The following is a 16,714-nucleotide window of genomic DNA, read 5'->3' as shown; positions in this document are numbered from 1 at the left end:
CGCCTCTCCCTTATTCACTCAGCAGCTGAACGGCCGCGCCGTCACGCAGGCGCTGGGCGCCTTCCGTCACTACGCGCTCCCCCGCTTTCAGACCATCGGCCACCACGAAGCTCTGGCCATGCTGACCGGCGGGCGCTAAACGGCGCATCGTCACGGTGTTGTCCGCCGTCAGTACCCAGCAGTAAAAGCCCAACGCATCCTGCTGTAGCGCAGAGGCCGGGATCATCGGGCTCTCCTTAAGCTGCTGCGGCCGGAAGAAAACCGTGACGTTGCCGCCCGGCAGCAAACGGTGCTGCGGGTTGGCAAACTCAGCGCGCAGCGCCACGCTGGCGGTGCGGCTATCAATACGGTTATCGACGGAGGTCAGGGCGCCGTCTTCACGCCGCCCATCGACATCCACCTGCGCCAGCCACGCCTGCTTCAGCGCGGCGATATCGGTGTGCTGTCCCGCTTTCGCGAAAAAGGCGGTTTCATCCAGCGAGAACGCCACGCGAATGGGATCAAGCTGGACCACATCGACCAGCACGCCGCTGGCGGGATTCACCAGACCGCCGACGTGAAAAGGACTATGGCCGACGCGCCCGGTGACCGGCGAGGTAATGCGGGTATAGCCGAGCGTAATCTGCTGGGCGGCAATGCGCGCCCGGGCCTGCTCGACGGCGGCGGCGGCGACATCGCGCTGCATCTGCGCGGTGTCTACGTCGTTGCGGCTGATTGCGTGGTTATTTTTCAGCTGCTGGTAGCGGCTCAGCTGCTGCTGGGCCTGGCGTAGCGAAGCCTGCGCGCTTTTCAGTTCGGCCTGCGCCAGCGCCAGCGCGGCTTTCGGCTGGGCGTCATCCAGCGTAAATAGCGGCTCGCCCTGGTTGACGTACTGCCCATCCTGGAAGTGGCGCTGCACAATCTTTCCTTCGGTGCGGGCGCGAATATCGACGGAGTGAATGGCCTCAACGCGGCCGGAGATTTGCCGTTCATCGGCATGCGGCGCGTGTTCCACGGTGGCAACGCGCACCGGAACGGCCGGCGCGGCGGCGGCGGTGAGCGCGTAGCCTGCCAGACCGCAGGCCAGCAGGGCGGAGCGGATAATCTTGTTCATGGGGAATTCCTTACGACGATGCGGCGTCCCTCCCCCCTCAGGAGAAGGGACGCCGGGCGGGTCAGACACGCTATGCGGCTTTGCGGAAACGACGGGTCAGGCGCTTCTCAACCTCCACCACCAGGAACATCGCGATACCGATGACCAGCGTGATGAACCAGTAGCGCAGCGGCAGCCCTTCGGTGCCAAACATCGTCTGCATCACCGGTACGTAGATGATGACCAGCTGCATCAGCAGCAGCACGCCGCTCACCAGCCAGATGCCTTTGTTGCGCAGCAGTCCCATGTTCAGCGAGAAGCTGTCGCTGCTGCGGCAGTTAATCATGTAGACCCACTGTGCGGTGACCAGCATCTGCAGCAGGACGGTGCGGATAAACTCCGGACTGTGGCCGCGCGGCGCCAGCCAGGCTTCAAGCATAAAGGCGGCGACGGCGATCATGGTGCCGACGAAAGCGACGCGCCAGACGGCGAAGGCGTCCATAACGTGCTGGCCGGTTTTACGCGGCGGCCGGTTCATGGCGTTGCGCTCGGCGGCTTCAAACGCGAGGCCGAAGGAGAGCGTCGCGGAGGTGGCCATGTTCATCCACAGAATCAGCACCGGCGTCAGCGGAATGATGTTCCCCGCCAGCAGGGCGATGATAATCAGCAGCCCCTGCGCCAGGTTGGTCGGCATGATGAACAGAATGGTCTTCTTCAGGTTGTCGTAGACCCGACGCCCCTCTTTGACCGAACTGGCGATGGTGGCAAAGTTGTCGTCGGTCAGGACCATGTCGGCGGCCTCTTTGGTCACCTCGGTGCCTTTAATCCCCATGGCGATCCCGACGTCGGCCTGGCGCAGCGCCGGGGCGTCGTTGACGCCGTCGCCGGTCATGCCAACCACTTCACCGTTATCCTGCAGCGCTTTTACCAGGCGCAGCTTGTGCTCCGGGCTGGTACGGGCAAAGATATCGTACTCAACGGCGGCTTTCGCCAGCTCGGCGTCGTCCATGTGCTCCAGCTGATAGCCGGTCATCGCCTGGCTGCTGTTGGTGATCCCCAGCATCTGGCCAATGCTCATCGCCGTCTGCGGGTGGTCGCCGGTAATCATCTTCACGCGGATCCCCGCGTTCTGGCAGGCGTGGATAGCGTCAATCGCTTCCGGACGCGGCGGGTCCATCATTCCGGCAATGCCGAGGAAGACCAGTCCTTCGCGCAGATCGTCGTGGGTCAGCGTGGTGCTGCCAACGGTGGCCGGTTTGTAGGCGGCGGCGACCATACGCAGGCCCTGGCGGGCAAAGCGCGCCATCTCCTCTTCCCAGTACTGCGGCTCAAACGGCACCGCCCCCTGTTTGCTCATCTGCTGGCGGCACAGGGCAAAAATCACGTCCGGCGCGCCGGTAATCAGCACCTGCTCGACGTCGCCCATTTTCTGGTGGGTCGCCATGTACTTGTACTGCGAGTCGAACGGGATTTTCGCGACCAGGCGGGCATCGACTGGCGCAAGCTGCGCTTTCGCCGCCAGTACCTTCAGCGCACCTTCGGTCGGCCCGCCGGTAATGCCCCACAGGCCGCGCTCGTCCTGAATCATCTGGCTGTCGTTACACAGGTCGATGGTGCGCAGATAGGTTTCCAGCACGCTGCCCGGTTTAAGCAGCACCGGCTCGTTGCTGCCTTCCAGGCAGATGTTACCCTGAGGCTCGTAGCTGTCGCCTTCGACGCGGTAGCAGCAGTCGGCGGTGATGATCGCTTTGACGGTCATCTCGTTCATCGTCAGGGTGCCGGTTTTATCCGAGCACACCACGGTCATGGCGCCCAGGGTTTCCACCGTTGGCAGCTTGCGGATAATCGCCCGCTGACGCGCCATCGCCTGTACGCCCAGAGAGAGAATAATCGAGATAATCGCCGGTAAGCCTTCCGGCACGGCGGCCACCGCCAGGCTAATCAGGGAGAGCAGCAGCTCGCCGAGAGGAATGTCGCGCAGCGCGAGGCTGAAGACGAACAGCGCGGCCATCATCGCCAGGATGATAACGAAAATCGCCTTACCGAGCTTATCCATCTGCACCAGCAGCGGCGTGCGGTGCTTCTCGATGCCCGCCATCATCTGGTTGATGTGGCCGAGCTCGGTCTCCTGACCGGTTGCGGTCACCACGCCAACGCCGCCGCCGGCGCTGATGGTGGTGCCGGAGAAGAGCATATTGGTACGGTCGCCCAGCGGCAGTTCGCCTTCCAGCGCGTCGGTGGTTTTATCCACTACCGTCGACTCGCCGGTGAGAATCGCCTCTTCGACCCGCAGATTATGGCTCTCAATCAGGCGCATATCGGCAGGTACGCGGTCACCCGCGCGCAGAATCACGATATCGCCCGGCACCAGGTCGCGGGTCGGGATGGTTTCATGCTTGCCGCTGCGCTGCACGCGCGCGTCGCTGGAGAGCATATTGCGGATGCCCTGCAGCGATTTTTCGGCGTTGCTCTCCTGGATATGGCCGATCAGGGCGTTGATCACCGTGACGCCCAGGATGACGAGCGTATCGACCCAGTGGCCCATGACCGCGGTGAGCGCGGCGGCGGCCAGCAGGACAAAAATCAGGACGTCGTTAAAATGGGCAAGGAAGCGCAGCCAGGCCGGCTTGCCTTTTTTCTCCGGCAAGGCGTTGGGGCCGAAGGTCTTCAAACGCTCGGCGGCCTCGGCGGAACTGAGGCCGTCGACGTGGCTTTTTTTCTGCGCCAGCACCGCATCAACCGTCTGCTGATATGCGCGGCGTGGCGCGACATCCCCTGAGGGGGTGGTATTATTAGTTTTGATCGTTTTGGTCAAAATATATCTCCCTTAAAATTCCGGTAATGGTGCCAACTTACTGATTTAGTGTATGATGGTGTTTTTGAGGTGCTCCAGTGGCTTCTGTTTCTATCAGCTGTCCCTCCTGTTCAGCTACTGAAGGCGTGGTGCGTAACGGTAAAAGCACTGCCGGACATCAGCGCTATCTCTGCTCTCACTGCCGTAAAACATGGCAGCTACAGTTCACTTACACCGCCTCTCAGCCCGGTACACACCAGAAAATTATTGATATGGCCATGAATGGCGTCGGATGTCGCGCCAGTGCACGCATTATGGGCGTTGGCCTCAACACGATTTTACGACACTTAAAAAACTCAGGCCGCAGTCGGTAAACTCACGCATACAACCGGGCAGTGACGTCATTGTTTGCGCGGAAATGGACGAACAGTGGGGTTACGTCGGCGCTAAATCACGCCAGCGCTGGTTGTTTTACGCGTATGACAGGATACGGAGGACGGTTGTGGCGCACGTATTCGGTGAACGCACGTTGGCCACGCTGGAGCGTCTTCTTGGCCTGCTGTCGGCCTTTGAGGTCGTGGTATGGATGACGGATGGCTGGCCGCTTTATGAATCACGCCTGAAGGGAGAACTGCACGTTATCAGCAAGCGATATACGCAGCGCATTGAGCGGCATAACCTGAATCTGAGGCAGCATCTGGCAAGGCTGGGCAGGAAGTCACTGTCGTTCTCAAAATCGGTGGAGCTGCATGACAAAGTCATCGGGCATTATCTGAACATAAAACACTATCAGTAAGTTGGAGTCATTACCGCCAGTACGTTGAAAATGAAAATATCACGACTTTCACTCAGTGATGCAAATGAAATTTAATCATTAATATAAATGATTAATTAATATTAAAGAATGATAATTAACATTAGAAATAAAAGATAAGTGAGTTGTCATCAATAGACAACAATTTCTTCAATAAGATAACCAGCTTAAGTACGACATTGTTCCACGCCGTCCTGAAGAACCGGGCGATTATTCGTACCGTTAACCCCTCATATTTCAGACTGTAAGGGCGTTATCTGCGCTCTTTAAACGCGTCATATCGAAATGCCAGCAGCGGTTGCTGAATTCTGTCTCTCTCGGCCTGACGACGTGAGCCTGGTAAAAAAGCGTCCGCCGGTCTTCCCCCGGCGGACGCTTTTCAGTGCGCGCGGCTGTGATTTTCTTTACGGTAGGCACCCGGCGGCTGATTAAACGTGCGGGTGAAGATGCGGGTAAAGGTTTGCTGCGAGTCAAAACCGTATTTCAGGCAAATATCGTAGACCCGCTGATCGGTATCGCGCAGATCGCGGGCCGCCAGCAGCAGCTTACGCTCGCGGATATAGCGCCCAAGACTCTCCCCTTTATACTGTAAAAACAGTCGTTGCAAATGCCACTTCGAATAACCGGCGTGGCGCGCAATATCGTCAATACGTAGCGGCTGATGCAAATTATCATCAATCCACTCGACGATAGTATCAATGACCTGAGCGGAAATAGTCATATGTCCTCTCTCCTCCTGAACCACTCTCATCGTTAGCGCCACCAGGCGTTAAATGATTGCGTTTTATCAGCGACCCAAACCGGCTCACCCAACATTGGCGTCAGCAGTCGCCACGGTCGCCCTGTGCTGGCCTCCGCCAGCCTTTTGTACGGATCGTCCCATGCGTGTTTTGCCAGCACGAAGCGCCCGGCGTGACCCGGCAGCACCGCGCGTGCATGAACATCGTCAGCGGCTTGCGCCGTCTCTTCCGGCATCATGTGGATGTACTTCCAGTCCTGGTCATACTGACCGTTTTCCATGATCGCTAAATCCACTTCGCCAAACTGTTCGCCGATGGCTTTAAAGTGCGGGCCGTAGCCGCTGTCGCCGCTGTAGTAAATTTTCTGCTGCGGGGTAACGAACATAAAGCTGGCCCACAGGGTCTGGTTGCGCTTGAGGCCGCGGCCGGAAAAGTGGCGCGCGGGCAGGACGTGTACCGTCAGCTCATCGCTCACCTGCACCGACTGATTCCAGTCCGCCTCGCTGATGATCGCGCTCTCCATTCCCCAGTAGCGCAGGTGCGACCCCACGCCCAGCGGCGTCACCACGCGCTTGACCTTCGGCATCAGAGCTTTGATGGTGGCGTAATCGAGGTGGTCGTAATGATCGTGCGAGATAATCAGCAGGTCGATATCCGGCATGCCCTCAGCGTGCCACGGGTAATCCCCGGCAAAGGCCTTATTAATAAACGAAAACGGCGCGGCATAGTTGCTAAATACGGGATCGATCAGGATGCGTTTGCCCGCCAGCTGCAGGTACCAGGAGGAGTGACCGAGCCAGACCATCACGTCCTGCCCTGACGGCAGGCTGGCCAGATCGGTATTCACCAGCGGCAGCGGCTGGGCCGGTCTGGCATTTTCACGTTTGGCGACCAGAAACTCCCACCATGCGGCCAGCATATTTTTTTGCCCGGTAAAGCCAGGCGTCGGGAGCTGATTGTGAAACTGACCGTCATGATAGTGCGGCGACTGCTCCACCAGGCTGAGCTGCGCGCCCTGCGGCGCCTGACCAAATCCGGCATTTAACACAAACGGCAAAGTTGTTGCTGACGCTAATAACATGATGGCGACCACGCTGAAAGTGACACGGTTCATATCCTGACCTGGCGAAATCCCCCTTCCTGGAGGTTTTTGTTATAAGGCTTGATTATGAGTGAGTAAGCACTCATTATTAGGAAGAAGCTGAAAGTCGTCAAGACGATTTTCAAATTTTGACAGACAGCGTTGCAGCGCCCATGCCGGGCGTGCTTAGATCGTGGTTTTATTATGAGTGAGGTAAAGTGTAGTGGCTCGTCCTAAGAGTGAAGATAAAAAGCAAGCGTTACTGGAGGCAGCAACCGCCGCCTTTGCCCAATCGGGAATCGCCGCCTCAACCTCCGCCATCGCCCGCAGCGCCGGGGTTGCCGAGGGTACGCTTTTTCGCTACTTTGCCACCAAGGACGATTTGCTCAACGAGCTTTATCTGACCATAAAAGCAGACCTGGTTCAGACAATGATAGCGGGTCTCAACCCGAACGAGACCCGGCCAAAAGAGAACACGCGCAATATCTGGAATAGCTATATCGGCTGGGGCGTGCGTAACCCCATGGAGCATAAAGCGATTCGCCGGATGGCGCTGAGTGAACGGATCACCGACGAAACCCGCAACCGCGTCCAGGAGATGTTTCCCGAGCTCAATGAACTGTGCCAGCGCTCAATCAAACCCGTTTTTCAATCCGACGAGTACCGTACCTTCGGCGATGCGTTGTTTCTTTCGCTGGCCGAAACCACCATTGAATACGCCAGCCACGAGCCGGAGCGCGCCGTCCGTTTTGTCGAGCTGGGCTTTGAAGCCATGTGGCAGGCCCTTGCCGAGGACAATAGCTGATGGATCACCGCTCGCTGCATGACAACGCGCATCGTATCGCGCTGGAGCTCCCCTTTACCGAGCACTGCTGGTCGTTTGGCCCGGAGTACGATGTGTTTAAAGTCGGCGGGAAGATTTTTATACTCACCGCGACGGTACGCGGCCGCGCGCTGGTCAACCTGAAGTGCGATCCGCAAAAATCGCTGCTTCATCAGGCGATTTACCGCAGCATCGAGCCCGGCTATCACATGAACAAAAAGCACTGGATCACCGTGGTTCCCGGCGAGGACATCAGCGTCGAGTTACTAGCGGAGCTGATCGATGATTCGTGGAATCTGATCGTCGATAAACTCAGCAAAAAAGAGCAGCAGCGCCTACGTCCGGGGTGATTTTCAGCGCTGCGCGATAAGTGTTATCGCATTTTTGCCCCTTATCATTTGCCCGCCATCGCTGTACTCTTCCTTCACGAAACGCACCCGCAAGGGGTTGTAAACAGTGAGGAAGAGTATGGATATCGTATCGGTTGCCTTAAAGCGCTACTCCACCAAGGCATTTGACGCCACCAAAAAGCTAACTGCCGAGCAGGCGGAAAACCTGAAAACGCTGCTGCAGTACAGCCCGTCAAGCACCAACTCCCAGCCGTGGCACTTTATCGTTGCCAGCAGCGATGAAGGCAAAGCGCGCGTTGCCAAAGCGGCGAGCGGCACCTACGTGTTTAACGAACGTAAAATTCTCGATGCCTCCCACGTGGTGGTGTTCTGCGCCAAAACCGCAATGGACGACGCCTGGCTTGAGCGCGTGGTGAACCAGGAAGAGGCCGATGGCCGCTTCGCAAACGCCGACGCCAAAGCCGCGAACCATAAAGGCCGCACCTTCTTTGCCGATATGCACCGCAAAGAGCTGCACGACGACGATCAGTGGATGGCGAAGCAGGTTTATCTCAACGTCGGCAACTTCCTGCTGGGCGTGGCGGCAATGGGCCTGGACGCAGTGCCGATTGAAGGAGTCGATTTCGCGATTCTCGATGCCGAATTCGACCTGAAAGCCCAGGGCTACACCAGCCTGGTGGTGGTGCCGGTCGGCCATCATAGCGTCGAAGACTTCAACGCTACGCTGCCGAAATCACGCCTGCCGCAGGCGACGACCATTACCGAGATTTAATTCTCTGCTTTTCTTTTACGTCAGGATGATCCCCGGATTGCGGCTGTCGCCTTATCCGGGCTACAAAATTACACACTGTGGGAACCCGTAGCCCGGGTAAGGCGCGTCAAGCGCCGCCCCCGGGGATAGCCCGCAGTATTTTGCAGCCAGGATACCTCCACGTGCCAGATGCGCTCCGCATAGCGGCCAATGACCGCCAGGCGTTGAGCGTACGCTGAATAATGCGCTGCTCTTTTCGGGTCACGTTCATAAGCATTCCGTTAGTGTGTGTGCAGCCACGCCAGCGCCCGCTCGCCCGTTTCATCCATCGGCAAATAGACCAGCAGGCGCGAACCGTTGCGCGGGGCCGAGTACCAGTACATCTGCTGCAGGCTGAAGCGTCCGAGCTGCGGATGGTTAAAGTGTTTCACCTGATTCTCCACCCCGCGCACCTCATAGCGCTGATGCCAGAGCGCCTCGAACTCCGCCGACGCGGCGAAAAAGCGCGCCAGCTTATTCTCCCACAGCGGATCGCCGCGGTGCTCCGCCATCGCCGCGCGGAAATAGGAGACAAACGTCGCCAGCACGTCGCGATTCTCGATGCGGCTGCGCCAGGTTTCATTGGTCAGATACAGATAAATGCAGTTGCGATCCTCTTCCGGAATGGTGGCGAAATCGATGCCCATCAGGCGGCAGAAGCTGTCGTTCCAGGCCACAATATCAAAGCTCGGCTTCTGAATACTGGCGGGCTGCGGCATCAGGCTATCGAGCATCCGCCGGGTGCCCGGGCTGATGCCTTCGCATACCGTGACCTGCGCGGCTTCCGGCGGCGTCAGTCCGGCCAGGACAAACAGATGTCGGGTCTCCAGCGGGCTGCACTGCAGCGCGTTCGCCACCGACACCAGCACGGCCGCGGACGGATTCACTTCCCGCCCCTGCTCAAGCCAGGTGTACCAGGTGACGCCGACCTCCGCCAGCATCGCCACCTCTTCCCGCCGCAGGCCCGGCGTGCGCCGCCGGCCGACGCGAGGTAACCCCAGGCGCTGCGGATCGAGGCTCTCACGCCGGGCGCGCAGAAACGCCCCCAGCTGTTTACGGCCGTCATCGGGCGCGGCGATCGTCGATTCACGTTGCGGCATGGTCGTCATAAAACCTCCAGCATGGTAGTGCCAATACCAGTATAAGCAGGAACTGGTACCCGTTTAATTTATCGGTGATGCTACGGCCATCCGCTGAATGACGCAATGGAGAGATCCGATGAATTCGTCTGCTGTTTCACCCGGCCGCGCCGGTTTATTCCTTCTGTTGACCGGCCAGATGCTGCCGCTGATCGACACCTCGATCGCCAACGTCGCGCTGGACTCCATCACCCAGTCGCTGAACGCCAGCGCCACCCAGCTGGAGCTGATCGTCGCGCTGTACGGCGTCGCCTTTGCCGTTTGCCTGGCGATGGGCAGCAAGCTTGGCGATAACTATGGCCGCCGCCGTCTGTTTATGTGGGGCGTGGCGATTTTTGGCGTCGCCTCCCTGCTGTGCGGGATGGCGAACTCCATCTCCACGCTGCTGGCGGCGCGCGCGGTCCAGGGCGCCGGCGCGGCCCTGATCGTGCCGCAGATTCTCGCTACGCTGCATATCACCCTCAAAGGCACCGCCCACGCCCGGGCCATCAGCCTCTACGGCGGCATTGGCGGAATCGCCTTTATCGTCGGTCAGATGGGCGGCGGCTGGCTGGTCTCGGCGGATATCGCCGGTTTAGGCTGGCGAAATGCCTTCTTTATAAACGTGCCGATCTGCCTGCTGGTGCTGGCCTTTAGCCCGCGATACGTTCCGGAGACCCGGCGCGAAGCGCATTCGCGCATCGACTGGCAGGGCACCTTCAGCCTTGCGCTGATCCTCTGCTGCCTGCTGTTTCCGATGGCGCTGGGGCCGGAGCTGCACTGGCCGTGGACGCTGCAGCTGATGTTAGCTGCGGTGCTGCCGCTGCTGGTCTGGATGCGGGCCAGCGCGCTGAGCAAACAGCAGCGCGGCGAGCAGCCGCTGTTGCCGCCTCGCCTGCTGAAGCTCACCAGCATTCGCTTTGGCATGGCCATCGCCCTGCTCTTTTTCAGCGCCTGGTCCGGGTTTATGTTCTGCATGGCGCTGACCATGCAGGCCGGTCTGGGGATGGCGCCGTGGCAGTCCGGCAACAGCTTTATCGCGCTCGGCGTGGCCTACTTCATCTCCGCGCTGTACGCGCCGAAGCTGATTGCCCGCTACAGCATGGGGCGCATTTTGCTGACCGGCCTGTCGGTGCAGATTGTCGGCCTGCTGCTGCTGAGCGCGACCTTTTATCGCCTTGGTATCCACACCACCACCCTGGCGCTGGTCCCCTCCACGGCGCTTATCGGCTACGGGCAGGCGCTGATCGTCAACAGCTTTTACCGTATCGGGATGCGCGATATCAGCGCCTGCGACGCCGGGGCCGGGAGCGCGATTCTCAGCACTCTGCAGCAGGCGACGCTGGGTCTGGGCCCGGCAATTCTCGGGTCGCTATTCTTAACCCTTGCCCAGCGCAGCGGCGGCGACTATCCCCGGGCGCTGATCGATTTCCTGGCGGTGGAAGTGGTGATGATGCTGGTACTGGGCGCCATCGCGCTGTGGCTACGCCATCACCTTAACGTCCGTCCGGCGGTAGCGACCCCATAATTCACAACAGCGTAACCTGCGATTTGCATAATAGACATCCAGCGGTCATCATAACCGCTGGATGTAAAGGAGACGTTATGCAGGAATTCATATCGCAAATCGCCGCATTAGGCATCAAAATTACCCCCACCACCTCACTCATTATTATCTTCGGCATTATTTTTCTGACGGCGATTGTCGTTCATCTTATTCTGCACAAAGTGGTGCTGCGCACCTTCGAAAAGCGGGCGAAGGCCAGTAGCCACCTGTGGCTGCAAATTATTACCCAGAACAAACTGTTTCATCGTCTGGCCTTCACCCTGCAGGGGATTATCGTCAACGTGCAGGCGGTGTTGTGGCTGCAAAAAGGCAGCGAGGCCGCGGAAATACTCACCACCTGCGCGCAGCTGTGGGTGATGATCTACGCGATGCTGTCCTTCTTTTCGCTGCTTGACGTGGTGTTCAATTTATCGCAGAAATTCGCCACCGCTTCTCAGCTGCCACTTAAAGGGATATTTCAGGGTATTAAGCTGGTCTGCGCGATTATTGTCGGCATTCTGGTTATCTCCTTACTGATTGGCCAGTCGCCGGCGATTCTGATTAGCGGACTCGGCGCGATGGCCGCGGTACTGATGCTGGTATTCAAAGATCCTATTCTTGGCCTGGTGGCGGGAATTCAGCTCTCCGCCAACGATATGCTCAAGCTCGGCGACTGGCTGGAGATGCCAAAATATGGCGCCGATGGCGCGGTGATTGACATCGGCCTGACCACGGTGAAGGTGCGCAACTGGGATAACACCATCACCACCATTCCAACCTGGTCGCTGGTTTCCGACTCGTTTAAAAACTGGAGCGGTATGTCGGCATCCGGCGGTCGCCGCATTAAGCGCAGCCTGAATATCGATACCACCAGCATTCATTTTCTTGATGAACAGGAGCAGCAGCGCTTAATTCAGGCCAGGCTGCTGAAACCGTATATGGATTCACGTCATCAGGAAATCAGCCTGTGGAACCAGCAGAACGCCGCCGATCAATCGATATTGAATCAGCGCAGGATGACCAATATCGGCACCTTCCGCGCCTATTTGCAGGAGTATTTGCGTAATCATCCGCGCATCCGCAAAGATATGACGCTGATGGTGCGCCAGCTGGCGCCGGACGCCAGCGGCCTGCCGATTGAGATTTACTGCTTCACCAACACCGTGGTGTGGGCGGAATATGAAAGCATTCAGGCGGATATATTCGATCACGTTTATGCCGTGGTTGACGAATTCGGCCTGCGGATCCATCAGTCCCCTACCGGTAACGACATTCGTTCGCTGGCGGGCGCGGTGTCTCAGTAATATCCTCAGGCACTGGCGCGGGAAATGACGCGCCAGTCCATCATCACCCGCTCGACCGCGGCGTCGGGATTGTCGATTCTTTTCATCAGCAGCGTGACCGCCGTACGGCCAATCTCGCGCGAAGGCTGTTCCACGGTGGTCAGCTGCGGCGATACCACTTCAGCCAGTTCGGTGCCATCAAAACCGACCACCGCAATATCTTCCGGCACCCGCATTCCGGCCTGAGCGATAGCCCGCAGCGCGCCCGCCGCCAGCGAATCAGAGACGGCAAACACCGCGTCCGGCTGCTCTTCCTGCGCCAGCAGCGTCTCCATCGCCTGTTTACCGGCCGCGGCGCTCAGATCGCTGGCGTAGATCACCTGTTGATACGCCAGTTCGCGAACGTGCAGAACGCTTTTATAGCCGCGCTCGCGCAGGCGCGAGTAGCGATAGCTGAGATCGTGGTTGATTAAAGCAATGCGTTTACGCCCGCCGTCAACCAGCCGGGAAACGGCGCCCTGCGCCGCGTCGACGTCGTTGATGCCGACGCAGGAGATGCTGCCGTTATCGGCATATTCCGCGCACTGCACCCAGGGCGCGTCGCCGATCATGGTGGTGAGTTCCGGCAGGCTGGAGAGCGCGTTCATGGTGATGATGCCGTCGACCATTTTGCCGGAGAGCAGCTGCAGCCCCGAGGTTGAACGGGCTAAATCCGAACCTGAATTACACAGCAGGATCCGGTAGCCGTTCTTTTCCGCCTCTTCTTCAATGCCCTTGACCACCTCGGCGCAAAAGGGGTTGGCGATATTAGAGACCATCACCAGAATCATATTGCTGCGGGCCGTTCGCAGCTGGCGGGCCAGCAAATTCGGCTGGTAGTTACTCTCTTTGATCGCCTGCAGCACACGTTCGCGATTCTTCGCTTTAACGGTATCGCTGTTATTCAATACCCGCGATACCGTCGCCACCGAGACGCCCGCCAGGCGAGCGATTTTCTGAATTGACATAGAGGCTGCACTTCCCGCATAGACGTTATATTTCGCAGGCTATCATAAATGAGCCCCGCCTGCGCCGTCAGCAGGTTTTGCGAGAATCGACGGGATTGATTAGCACGCTAAGGTCGCTATCATGATAGCGTCGGCGTTGTTTCGCGAGAGATGAAACGTACGCCGGCCGTTGAACATCATCGGCATATAACTGGGGTATCTCTTGAACACAATAAAAAATATTCATATCGCGGCGGCAGTGATCGCCGACGGTCAAGGACGCTGTCTTTTAGTACGCAAACGAGGGACTGAGTACTTTATGCAGCCCGGTGGAAAACCTGAAATCGGGGAAGCCCCGGAAGCGGCGCTGATCCGCGAGCTCGAAGAGGAGCTCAACTTCATCGTCTCACCTGAAGAACTGGTCCCGTTAGGCCGCTTCACCGATACGGCGGCAAACGAGCCGGGCCATACGGTCTCGGCGGATATCTTTCAGATAGCCACCAACAGAGCGAGCTTTACACCGACGGCAGAAATAGAAGAAGTTATCTGGTATACGCCGGGCCAGGATCGGCATATTAAGCTTGCTCCTCTTACCGAGAATCACCTGCTTCCTCTGCTGAAAGGGGCGTAAGCGCCCGGGGCGCATCGAAAGTATTGGCTCATTTGTCTGCACATTCACGCTGCCATCGTCCCGGTGGCGCTACGGCGGCCTGCAGGCAGAGCCCGTTCAGGCTGCAGCGCCCCGTCTCCCCGAGAAGCATTTGTCCGCTTCTTCCGGTTAAGATTTAGCACATCCTTCTGATTCGCTCCTTTTCAAGCGCCGACGCGTTTTAGTTCTTAAAAACGCCCTGTTTTGTACGCCAGATCATATTTCGCCAGACGGTCCTTTCCCCCATAATCCAAAATATCGCAACTTTCCCTTACAAAAAACAGGTGATTACAGAATAAACACCACAAAATAAAACAAAACAAAAACACAAAATTAACAAACAGCGATGAAATAGCATTTTTTTTGACTTATTGTGCTGTTTTTTTTTAACCAATTCTCCCCCATTCAGCGAGAAAATTCCTGGTCACCATGGATAATTCTTAAGGAGCGATCGACATAAAATCCTGCACCTTAAGATTTTTCTTATTCAGAATAGTAGGTTAGTATCAATCCAGTCAATTTCAGCCCTTAAGAATTTACACATTTTTCATCTATATAACTCTCCAGAAATTAAAGTTGTCACATTTATTAACTAGCCATAATATAGCCACATCATTGAACGATAGGGTAATACAATATAGGGAAATAAATCGACATATGGCTCCGCAGAAATATGAGAAGGTATACTGCATAAGCTGTCAGTATCAATGCGAAATCTATCCACGACCTACGATAAAATCGATTAACTGCATTGAAACCCGCTATTGCGTATGGCCCGATAAAAACATCTATTTAAAAAATGGTGTGCATTGTTTTTTAATTAACAAGCACTACAACTTCTCTAATTCTGGATTTATTTTTGTTGATTTTTCTCGCTACAACATCAGATTATTCACCAATGATAAATGGATTGAATATCTGATCAAAACAGGGTTGCGGATAGTGTTGATTGCCGACAGGTTAGCGCAGCCGCTGGCGCTGTTCTGGAAACACCGCTGTCAGCAGATAGTTTCGATTATCAACACCAGCGATACCCGAGACGAGATTGAAAAGAAAATACAGCTTTCGTTTCTCGGTCAAAGAGATGGTCGAGGTTACCGCCAAAAACTCAGCGACCAGGAAGTGCTGGTTCTCGATCTTTTACTCGCAGAAAAGTCGGTTAAGCAAATAGCCAACGATTTGCAGATGGCAGAAAAAAGGATCTACGCAATCAAGCTCAGCTTGCAGAATAAGATGGGAGGCAGAGGGAAGTTAAACATTATTCTATCTGGATAAAGTCATTATCAGTATTTGTAGCAATAACTCCATAAATGGAACTAACTTAATTATTCTCAGGAAATTTAAAATGAAAAAAATCGTATTAGCGGGTGTTGTGGCTGCGGCTCTTATCTCTTCCAACGCAATGGCTGACGTGACCACTTCCGCCACTGCAAGCTGGGATGCAAGCGCAACTAAAGACACCACCAGCGCGCTGGTTGTCACTCCGCTGAAATCCCTGAACTTCCAGTACGCTGAAGGGATTGAAGCGTTTAACGCCCAGAAAGGCGCTTTTGACATCACCATCCAGGGCCAGTCTGGCGCGACCGACTTCACGCTGACCTCTCAGATTGTCAGCAACACCCTGAGCCGTACCACTGATGCCTCTACTCTGGCCGTCGGTGTGAGCTGGAACGGCAACGCGCTGAACAAAACCACCCCGGTAACGATGATTGATACCGCCAACAACATCTCCGCGGGTCTGGATGCGCTGGCTGTCGCTACCGCCTTCGCAGGCGCCGATCGCGTCAGCACTCAGGGTTCCTTCGATTTCACTGTCGACTCCGCGACTTCTGACGGCAGCACCGCCGCTGAGTTCAAAGATTTAACCGACGGTTACTGGAGCGGCGACGTTCGCGTTCAGTTCAACGCGGTCTGGACTATCTAATCAGGTGTAGCCAACACCTGTCCGGTATGACAAGGAGGCTTCGGCCTCCTTATAAGGATGCGCCATGAAACTGAATCCATTATTACTCTCTCTCTTCTTATTCACCGTGACGCCCTCCTCCCATGCAATTAATGTCGGAGACGTCACCTCAATAATGGGGCCGGATGCCTCGACTCTGGCAAAAGAAATCATTAATACCACCGATACGGCGCGTTACGTTAGCGTCAGCGTGGAGCGTATTTCATCGCCTATGGCCGGCGGCACTGTTATCCCGATGGCGAGCAGATCGGAATTATTATCAACGCCAGCCAGCCTGATATTACCCGGAAATGCCAAAGAGAACTTTCGTTTTTTTTACAAAGGACCTCAGGACAACCAGGAACGTTATTACCGCATATCCTGGACCGATGAGCCGGTGACCGAGTTCGAAGCCAGTAAAAAGAAAAAACAGGGTGAGGCAACGACCTCTGCCATTATTGGTACCATTCTGGTGGTCGCGCCGCGTGAAGAAAGATTTGACTATCGTCGCGATAATGACACGGTGACCAATACCGGCAACGCTTCATTCCGCGTTATCTCCTACGGGCCCTGTCGTGATAAAGCGAAGGATGAGGGTCAAGGCTGCCGTGAACGCTATTATGTCATGCCTGGTGTCAGCGTAAAAATAAAGCATACCGATCTCACCAACAAAAAAACGCGAATTGGAATATGGCACGGTGAGCAATATATAAATGTAAACTGAGT

Annotated in this window: 16 protein-coding genes; 10 read left to right on the top strand and 6 right to left on the bottom strand. The window is 56.5% G+C overall.

Features of this window, described 5'->3' with window-relative positions; translation table 11 throughout:
* Positions 1-10 precede the first annotated feature (10 nt).
* Together MKleb_RS07100 and MKleb_RS07095 are read right to left on the bottom strand one after the other, a co-directional pair.
* Positions 11-1,093 (bottom strand): efflux RND transporter periplasmic adaptor subunit, encoded by a 1,083-nt coding sequence (locus MKleb_RS07100; RefSeq protein WP_025107069.1) that lies wholly within the window; start codon positions 1,091-1,093, stop codon positions 11-13.
* Positions 1,094-1,163: 70 nt separating this feature from the next.
* Positions 1,164-3,887 (bottom strand): cation-transporting P-type ATPase, encoded by a 2,724-nt coding sequence (locus MKleb_RS07095; protein WP_025107070.1) that lies wholly within the window; start codon positions 3,885-3,887, stop codon positions 1,164-1,166.
* A gap of 77 nt (positions 3,888-3,964) precedes the next feature.
* Between MKleb_RS07095 and MKleb_RS07090 the strand changes: the two genes are divergently transcribed.
* A protein-coding gene (locus tag MKleb_RS07090) for an IS1 family transposase (protein ID WP_223274117.1) occupies positions 3,965-4,662 on the top strand; the annotation gives its coding sequence in 2 pieces (ribosomal slippage) (positions 3,965-4,214 and positions 4,214-4,662; 699 coding nt in all).
* A gap of 397 nt (positions 4,663-5,059) precedes the next feature.
* Here the strand turns inward: MKleb_RS07090 and MKleb_RS07085 are convergent.
* Together MKleb_RS07085 and MKleb_RS07080 are read right to left on the bottom strand one after the other, a co-directional pair.
* Positions 5,060-5,401 (bottom strand): RamA family antibiotic efflux transcriptional regulator, encoded by a 342-nt coding sequence (locus MKleb_RS07085; protein ID WP_004848570.1) that lies wholly within the window; start codon positions 5,399-5,401, stop codon positions 5,060-5,062.
* A 32-nt stretch (positions 5,402-5,433) separates the two neighbouring features.
* Positions 5,434-6,534: an MBL fold metallo-hydrolase gene (locus tag MKleb_RS07080; RefSeq protein ID WP_025107077.1), complete on the bottom strand. Its 1,101-nt coding sequence runs from the start codon at positions 6,532-6,534 to the stop codon at positions 5,434-5,436.
* A gap of 190 nt (positions 6,535-6,724) precedes the next feature.
* Between MKleb_RS07080 and MKleb_RS07075 the strand changes: the two genes are divergently transcribed.
* The 3 genes from MKleb_RS07075 (at position 6,725) to nfsB (ending at position 8,446) form a co-directional block, all read left to right on the top strand.
* The gene (locus MKleb_RS07075; RefSeq protein WP_004848568.1) at positions 6,725-7,306 is read left to right on the top strand and encodes a TetR/AcrR family transcriptional regulator; all 582 of its coding nucleotides are present in this window, start codon (positions 6,725-6,727) and stop codon (positions 7,304-7,306) included.
* Positions 7,306-7,674, top strand: coding sequence for an MmcQ/YjbR family DNA-binding protein (locus tag MKleb_RS07070; RefSeq protein ID WP_025107078.1), 369 nt, complete (start codon positions 7,306-7,308; stop codon positions 7,672-7,674). Before MKleb_RS07075 ends, MKleb_RS07070 begins: the two co-directional genes overlap by 1 nt.
* 118 nt (positions 7,675-7,792) lie before the next feature.
* On the top strand, positions 7,793-8,446 hold the full coding sequence (gene nfsB, locus MKleb_RS07065; protein WP_014228307.1) for an oxygen-insensitive NAD(P)H nitroreductase: 654 nt from the start codon (positions 7,793-7,795) through the stop codon (positions 8,444-8,446).
* Positions 8,447-8,706: 260 nt separating this feature from the next.
* On the opposite strand, the gene MKleb_RS07060 is transcribed toward nfsB, so the two are convergent.
* A complete protein-coding gene (locus tag MKleb_RS07060) occupies positions 8,707-9,573 on the bottom strand; it encodes a helix-turn-helix transcriptional regulator (protein WP_025107079.1) in 867 nt (288 codons plus the stop codon).
* Between the two features lie 109 nt (positions 9,574-9,682).
* On the opposite strand from MKleb_RS07060, the gene MKleb_RS07055 reads away from it, so the two are divergent.
* Both MKleb_RS07055 and MKleb_RS07050 read left to right on the top strand, forming a co-directional pair.
* Entirely contained in the window at positions 9,683-11,110 is a 1,428-nt protein-coding gene (locus MKleb_RS07055) for an MFS transporter (RefSeq protein WP_014228284.1), read from the top strand.
* Positions 11,111-11,187: 77 nt separating this feature from the next.
* Complete coding sequence (locus tag MKleb_RS07050) at positions 11,188-12,432, top strand: mechanosensitive ion channel family protein (protein ID WP_014837733.1); 1,245 nt, start codon at positions 11,188-11,190, stop codon at positions 12,430-12,432.
* 5 nt (positions 12,433-12,437) lie between these two features.
* Here the strand turns inward: MKleb_RS07050 and MKleb_RS07045 are convergent, their stop codons facing one another.
* On the bottom strand, positions 12,438-13,418 hold the full coding sequence (locus tag MKleb_RS07045; protein WP_014228283.1) for a LacI family DNA-binding transcriptional regulator: 981 nt from the start codon (positions 13,416-13,418) through the stop codon (positions 12,438-12,440).
* A 211-nt stretch (positions 13,419-13,629) separates the two neighbouring features.
* On the opposite strand from MKleb_RS07045, the gene MKleb_RS07040 reads away from it, so the two are divergent.
* From MKleb_RS07040 to MKleb_RS07025, 4 genes are all read left to right on the top strand, one after another.
* Positions 13,630-14,028, top strand: a complete 399-nt coding sequence (locus MKleb_RS07040) for an NUDIX hydrolase (protein ID WP_025107080.1) — start codon at positions 13,630-13,632, stop codon at positions 14,026-14,028.
* Positions 14,029-14,703: 675 nt separating this feature from the next.
* Positions 14,704-15,321 carry a LuxR C-terminal-related transcriptional regulator gene (locus MKleb_RS07035; protein WP_217076545.1) on the top strand — a complete coding sequence of 206 codons (618 nt, stop codon included), beginning with the start codon at positions 14,704-14,706 and terminating at the stop codon, positions 15,319-15,321.
* Between the two features lie 70 nt (positions 15,322-15,391).
* Positions 15,392-15,970 (top strand): common pilus major fimbrillin subunit EcpA, encoded by a 579-nt coding sequence (gene ecpA / locus MKleb_RS07030; protein WP_004111140.1) that lies wholly within the window; start codon positions 15,392-15,394, stop codon positions 15,968-15,970.
* A gap of 64 nt (positions 15,971-16,034) precedes the next feature.
* Positions 16,035-16,712 carry an EcpB family pilus assembly chaperone gene (locus MKleb_RS07025; RefSeq protein WP_025107082.1) on the top strand — a complete coding sequence of 226 codons (678 nt, stop codon included), beginning with the start codon at positions 16,035-16,037 and terminating at the stop codon, positions 16,710-16,712.
* Positions 16,713-16,714: the final 2 nt, after the last annotated feature.

It is taken from the genome of Klebsiella sp. PL-2018 (assembly GCF_019048985.1).
Taxonomy (GTDB): Bacteria; Pseudomonadota; Gammaproteobacteria; order Enterobacterales; family Enterobacteriaceae; genus Klebsiella; species Klebsiella michiganensis.
Note: the sequence above shows the minus strand (reverse complement) of the source record. Positions and strands in the feature narration are given on the sequence as shown.

What these genes read in the sequence shown, in the direction of transcription:
- MKleb_RS07035 (WP_217076545.1), top strand. Translation starts at nt 14,704, where the DNA reads ATGGCTCCGCAGAAATATGAGAAGGTATACTGCATAAGCTGTCAGTAT.
- MKleb_RS07080 (WP_025107077.1), bottom strand. Translation starts at nt 6,534, where the DNA reads ATGAACCGTGTCACTTTCAGCGTGGTCGCCATCATGTTATTAGCGTCA.
- nfsB (WP_014228307.1), top strand. Translation starts at nt 7,793, where the DNA reads ATGGATATCGTATCGGTTGCCTTAAAGCGCTACTCCACCAAGGCATTT.
- MKleb_RS07070 (WP_025107078.1), top strand. Translation starts at nt 7,306, where the DNA reads ATGGATCACCGCTCGCTGCATGACAACGCGCATCGTATCGCGCTGGAG.
- MKleb_RS07055 (WP_014228284.1), top strand. Translation starts at nt 9,683, where the DNA reads ATGAATTCGTCTGCTGTTTCACCCGGCCGCGCCGGTTTATTCCTTCTG.
- MKleb_RS07100 (WP_025107069.1), bottom strand. Translation starts at nt 1,093, where the DNA reads ATGAACAAGATTATCCGCTCCGCCCTGCTGGCCTGCGGTCTGGCAGGC.
- MKleb_RS07060 (WP_025107079.1), bottom strand. Translation starts at nt 9,573, where the DNA reads ATGACGACCATGCCGCAACGTGAATCGACGATCGCCGCGCCCGATGAC.
- MKleb_RS07025 (WP_025107082.1), top strand. Translation starts at nt 16,035, where the DNA reads ATGAAACTGAATCCATTATTACTCTCTCTCTTCTTATTCACCGTGACG.
- ecpA (WP_004111140.1), top strand. Translation starts at nt 15,392, where the DNA reads ATGAAAAAAATCGTATTAGCGGGTGTTGTGGCTGCGGCTCTTATCTCT.
- MKleb_RS07050 (WP_014837733.1), top strand. Translation starts at nt 11,188, where the DNA reads ATGCAGGAATTCATATCGCAAATCGCCGCATTAGGCATCAAAATTACC.
- MKleb_RS07085 (WP_004848570.1), bottom strand. Translation starts at nt 5,401, where the DNA reads ATGACTATTTCCGCTCAGGTCATTGATACTATCGTCGAGTGGATTGAT.
- MKleb_RS07045 (WP_014228283.1), bottom strand. Translation starts at nt 13,418, where the DNA reads ATGTCAATTCAGAAAATCGCTCGCCTGGCGGGCGTCTCGGTGGCGACG.